At 43.8% G+C, this 4,599-nt stretch carries 5 protein-coding genes; 3 read left to right on the forward strand and 2 right to left on the reverse strand.

The window, feature by feature from the left end; genetic code table 11:
• The 3 genes from A3756_RS13980 to A3756_RS13990 all read left to right on the forward strand — a co-directional run.
• Window positions 1–241 (forward strand): SDR family oxidoreductase (locus tag A3756_RS13980; RefSeq protein ID WP_156490473.1); only part of this gene is annotated, 241 nt, incomplete at its 5' end.
• 6 nt (window positions 242–247) lie between these two features.
• Complete coding sequence (locus tag A3756_RS13985) at window positions 248–565, forward strand: MGMT family protein (RefSeq protein WP_068509027.1); 318 nt, start codon at window positions 248–250, stop codon at window positions 563–565.
• Window positions 566–800: 235 nt separating this feature from the next.
• Window positions 801–2,720: an EAL domain-containing protein gene (locus tag A3756_RS13990; RefSeq protein ID WP_068553714.1), complete on the forward strand. Its 1,920-nt coding sequence runs from the start codon at window positions 801–803 to the stop codon at window positions 2,718–2,720.
• A gap of 30 nt (window positions 2,721–2,750) precedes the next feature.
• Here the strand turns inward: A3756_RS13990 and A3756_RS13995 are convergent, their stop codons facing one another.
• Together A3756_RS13995 and A3756_RS14000 are read right to left on the reverse strand one after the other, a co-directional pair.
• Entirely contained in the window at window positions 2,751–4,298 is a 1,548-nt protein-coding gene (locus A3756_RS13995; protein WP_068516461.1) for an MFS transporter, read from the reverse strand.
• Between the two features lie 74 nt (window positions 4,299–4,372).
• A partial coding sequence (locus A3756_RS14000; RefSeq protein ID WP_156490474.1) for a DUF520 family protein occupies window positions 4,373–4,599 on the reverse strand: 227 nt, incomplete at its 5' end.

Here is a 4,599-nt window from a genome sequence, read left to right on the forward strand (position 1 = left end):
CGTCACTTGGGCCAAGGAACTCGCGCGCTATAATATTCGCTCTATGGCGATCGCTCCCGGTTTTATGGAAACGGAAATGACAGCCAGTATGAAACCTGAGGCTCAAGACCATATGAAGAAAGTTATCCCTTTAGGTCGCCCCGGCCAACCTAGCCATATTCAACAAAGTGTGGTGCACATTTTTGAAAATAATTACCTTACAGGCCGGGTCATCGATGTCGATGGTGGACTAAGAATCTAACTCCCAATGGCAACAAACGAAAGTGAATGCAAGCAGGCTATACTGGCCTGCTTGGCGAGCATCCCCAGCGGGCAAGTCTGTTCTTACGGGAAAATAGCATCCCTGGCAGGGCACCCAGGCAAAGCACGTTACGTCGCCTACATATTAAAACAACTACCTAAAGACAGCCGCATTCCTTGGCACCGAATAATTAATGCTCAAGGAAAGTGCTCCTTCCCGATAGGCTCCGATAAGTTTCTGGAACAAACTTCACTGTTGGAAACAGAAGGCGTGCCTATGCCACTGAGCTCTACTTCTATGTGCCAATATCTCTGGCTTGGCTAAAAGACAATTCAAGTAACATTAAAATTTCACAGCGAAACACAGAAATATAGTCTAAATTTAAGTAGATTCACTTGAAATAGTCATGTGCCGGGTACTTAATGAGAACTCGACTCCTGCTTTCCTAGGTTAAAAAGCATTTTCAGCACGCACTCTAAAGTGAAGTAGAGATAACCTTGTAACATAGAAAATTAATGACTCTACGTTCATTAAGTAACATGCAGTACAAACGAAAGCTATGAAGTACCATAAACTCATTCTAGAGCAGATCGAAAAGCACCTATCAGAAGTGCCGGATGACCCTCGCATTACTGCATTTTTGAATGCCGTACATAATAGTTATGTCGAAGCTGATGAACAAAGAACAACCCTCGAGCGCTCCGTTCAACTGTCAGCAAAGGAACTCATTACACGCAATAAAGAACTAGAGCGCCAAGTTACAGAACTTAAGATAACCCAGAGTGCGCTTAAAGAATCTCATTCACTATTGCATGCAAGTTTAGAGTCGAGCCATGAAGCTCTATTAGTGCTCGATCTGGAAGGTAGAGTCAGACTCTACAACCCAAATTTCTGTGAGATGTTCCGTATCGACCCTGAAGAAAAGAACATCAACCATATAGCAGACTTTCTAAAAGAAACAGAAACCCTCATCAGCGAGCCAAACTCACTGACAGCCGAGTTTAAATTCAGCCTCGAGACTCCCAAAGAGCAGCGTCTGTGTGAAATAAAAACACTAAAGGGTCGAACTATTGAGGCATATTCCAACCCCCAGACGAAAAACAACTCTGGCGAGATTATTGGCCTGGCTTGGAGCTTTAGGGATATCAGCGAACTAAAACTCAAAGAAGAGGAAGCCCGTCACCGAGCTTATCATGACTTGCTTACTGGCCTACCTAACCGCAGGCTTCTATCAAACAGGCTCGATACCGCCCTGACTTCGGCAAGTCAAAACAAAGACCAGACGATTGTCCTGTTTATCGACCTTGATGGATTTAAAGATGTAAATGACTCTCTGGGACACGGTGTTGGCGATGCACTACTCAAGGCCATAACTCTGCGCCTTGAAGCCGAGCTGCCCCCTCACACACTACTATCTAGACATGGTGGTGACGAATTCATTGCAGTGATGGAAAAACAAGATGGCACAGATAATGCCAAACAATTTGCACAAGCAATTGTTGACTCTTTTGGCACACCATTTCATTTAGGCAATGAAGATATTTACATGAGCGCGAGTATCGGCATTGCCGCCGCCCCCGATCACGGCAATGACTCCGACAAATTAATTAGTAATGCTGACATTGCCATGTATCAAGCCAAAAAACGTGGCAAAAATACATATGTGATATATCAAGCAAGTGAGAACGACCAGCCAGCGCATCGCTTAAAAATACGCAGTCAGTTAAATGTTGCGCTAGAGCAAGAGCAGTTTGAGTTATTCTTCCAACCCAAAATTGATCTCGACACTGGCTCCATCAAAGGCGCTGAAGCACTGATCCGTTGGAAGCAAGAAGATGGAAAATATCGCAACCCCTTTGAGTTCATCCCAATTGCTGAAGAAAATGGCCAAATTATTCCTATCAGCCAATGGGTAATTCATCAATGCTGCAAACACCTAAAAGAGTGGCAGACCTATCTTGACTCCGACTTCATATTGGCACTCAACATTTCTGCACGTCACTTCCATAGAGGCTTGCTTCAAGAAGACCTAGCACGCTCACTGGGCACATTTGGAATTGACCCTTCAACACTTGAGCTTGAAGTGACTGAGACCGCAATTATGGACGATTTGGACCTGGCAGTTCAGACGCTCCACGAAATAAAAAGCATGGGTATCAGAACCGCAATAGATGACTTTGGTACAGGCCACTCATCTTTGAGTTATCTGAGAAAGTTACCAATTGAAATCCTCAAAATTGATAAGAGTTTTATTGATGAAATTCTCGTATCACAGGAAGATCGAACCTTAGTTCGAGGCATCATTGAGATGGTTCATGCACTGGGAATACAAGTCGTCGCAGAAGGCGTCGAGAACCATCACATGGCTTCGCTCCTTCAAGATATGCATTGCGACCTTGTTCAAGGTTATCATTATTGCCCGCCAATATCGGAAACAGACTTCATTGAACTTATCAAAAACAGACAATGCTATATTTAACGTTAGCCTACTGTCTATGAACGAGAGCCGCTAAGCATCCTTAAACGCAGAATAACGTTGAATCCAATATATTAAGGCAATAACGGGGACACCCATCAAACTCGCAAGTAAAAAGAAGTTTGAGTAGCCCAAATTATCAACCATACTCCCCGAATACCCTCCGATTACTTTTGGCAAAAGCGTCATCAGCGAACTAAATATTGCATATTGAACAGCGGTAAAAGACACATTGGTCAGGCTTGAAAGGAAGGCTATAAATGCCGCACTGGCCAATCCTGCCGTTAGGTTATCGGCCGAGATCACAAAATACAGCAACTCAATATTATGACCCGACTCTGCCAGCAGCATAAACAAGAGATTAGTTGCGACGGTTAAAAAAGCACCGGTATAAAGCATTTTGATCACACCATAACGAGCAGATAACACGCCTCCTAAAAATCCCCCTGCGATCGTCATAAATAGGCCAAAGGTTTTTACAACCGTCGCGATCTCTGTTTTGCTAAAGCCCATATCCTGAAAGAAAACATTCGCGATTACCCCTAAGACAATATCTGAAATACGATAGAAGCCGACAAATATCAACAATAAGACCGCTAGCTTTAGACCGTAGCGGCTAAAAAACTCTTCAACGGGAGCAATATAAGATTGATGTATGAGTGTCTTTTCGTAAAAGGGGGTATTGGCCATCGAACGAATAAACAGTGCGACAGTTAAAAGCCCTGTAAGCAGGCGTAAACATTCAACTAGCAAGTTCCCTAAAGCAGAGTTCTTAAACAACTCAGCCAAGAAGATTTTCAATTCTGCAGCCAGTTCAGAGCCTAGAATATACACCGATACAAACAGTGCAATACTGGCGACAAATAACAGCAAAAACCTCAGATATTGAGCAGAAGTAAAAGCACTATTTGTATCATTACTTGTGCTCGGCTCTCTCACCATGCAGGTCGTAGCAAGCCCGACTAACATGGTCAAAGACATCAGCAAGTAGGTAGATCTCCAAGCATCATAGACATATTCCTCACCAGATGAGCCAAAAGAGCTGGCCAGTAACAAAGCCCCTGCTCCCGAGACCAGCATGCCAATACGATAGCCCGCAATATAGGTGGAAGACATCAATGCCTGCAGGTCGGTGCCAACAGACTCGATTCGATAGGCGTCGATTACAATATCTTGCGTCGCCGATGAGAACCCCAGCATCACAACCGCAAAAGCCATAACGCTCAAAGCACTTTCTTGAGCCGGGTTAACGGCAGCTATCATTGCGATAGAAGACATAACAGCTAGCTGGGAAATCAATAACCATGCTCTTCGACGCCCCATTCTGGCTGTTAGCAAAGGCACAGGAAGGCGATCAACAAGTGGCGCCCATAAGAATTTGAAAGAATAGGCTAAAGCCGCCCAGCTAAAATAAGTAACCGTCGAGCGTTCGACCCCTGCTTCACGCAACCATAAAGACAGCGAAGAAAATATTAACAGTAAGGGAATTCCTGCCGAAAACCCGAAGAACAGCATCGACAGAACCCGAGGGTGCTTTAGAGAGCTTAAAGACTGGCGCCAGCCTAAGTGTGCTTGAGACATATTTTTATATTTTCATCGCGAATTGAAGATAAAAGCACCCTAAAGGAAGCAACAGCCGATTCAGCGTTCTAAGCTTAATCTCTAAAATTATTGAATTGCAGCGGAATATCAAGATCCGATTCTTTGAAGAAGCGCATCACTTCTTGCAAGTCATCTCGTTTTTTACCCGTAACACGAACTTTATCACCTTGAATTGCCACCTGAACTTTAAGCTTGGCTTCTTTCACCATCTTAACCATTTTTCGTGCAACATCTTTATCAATTCCCTGTTTGATATCAAAACTTCTTTTAACTAACTTGC

It is taken from the genome of Oleiphilus sp. HI0086 (assembly GCF_001635225.1).

Bases quoted from the DNA above. Each gene is read 5' to 3' on its own strand.
- A3756_RS13990 (WP_068553714.1), top strand. From the start codon at position 801: ATGAAGTACCATAAACTCATTCTAGAGCAGATCGAAAAGCACCTATCA.
- A3756_RS13985 (WP_068509027.1), top strand. From the start codon at position 248: ATGGCAACAAACGAAAGTGAATGCAAGCAGGCTATACTGGCCTGCTTG.
- A3756_RS13995 (WP_068516461.1), bottom strand. From the start codon at position 4,298: ATGTCTCAAGCACACTTAGGCTGGCGCCAGTCTTTAAGCTCTCTAAAG.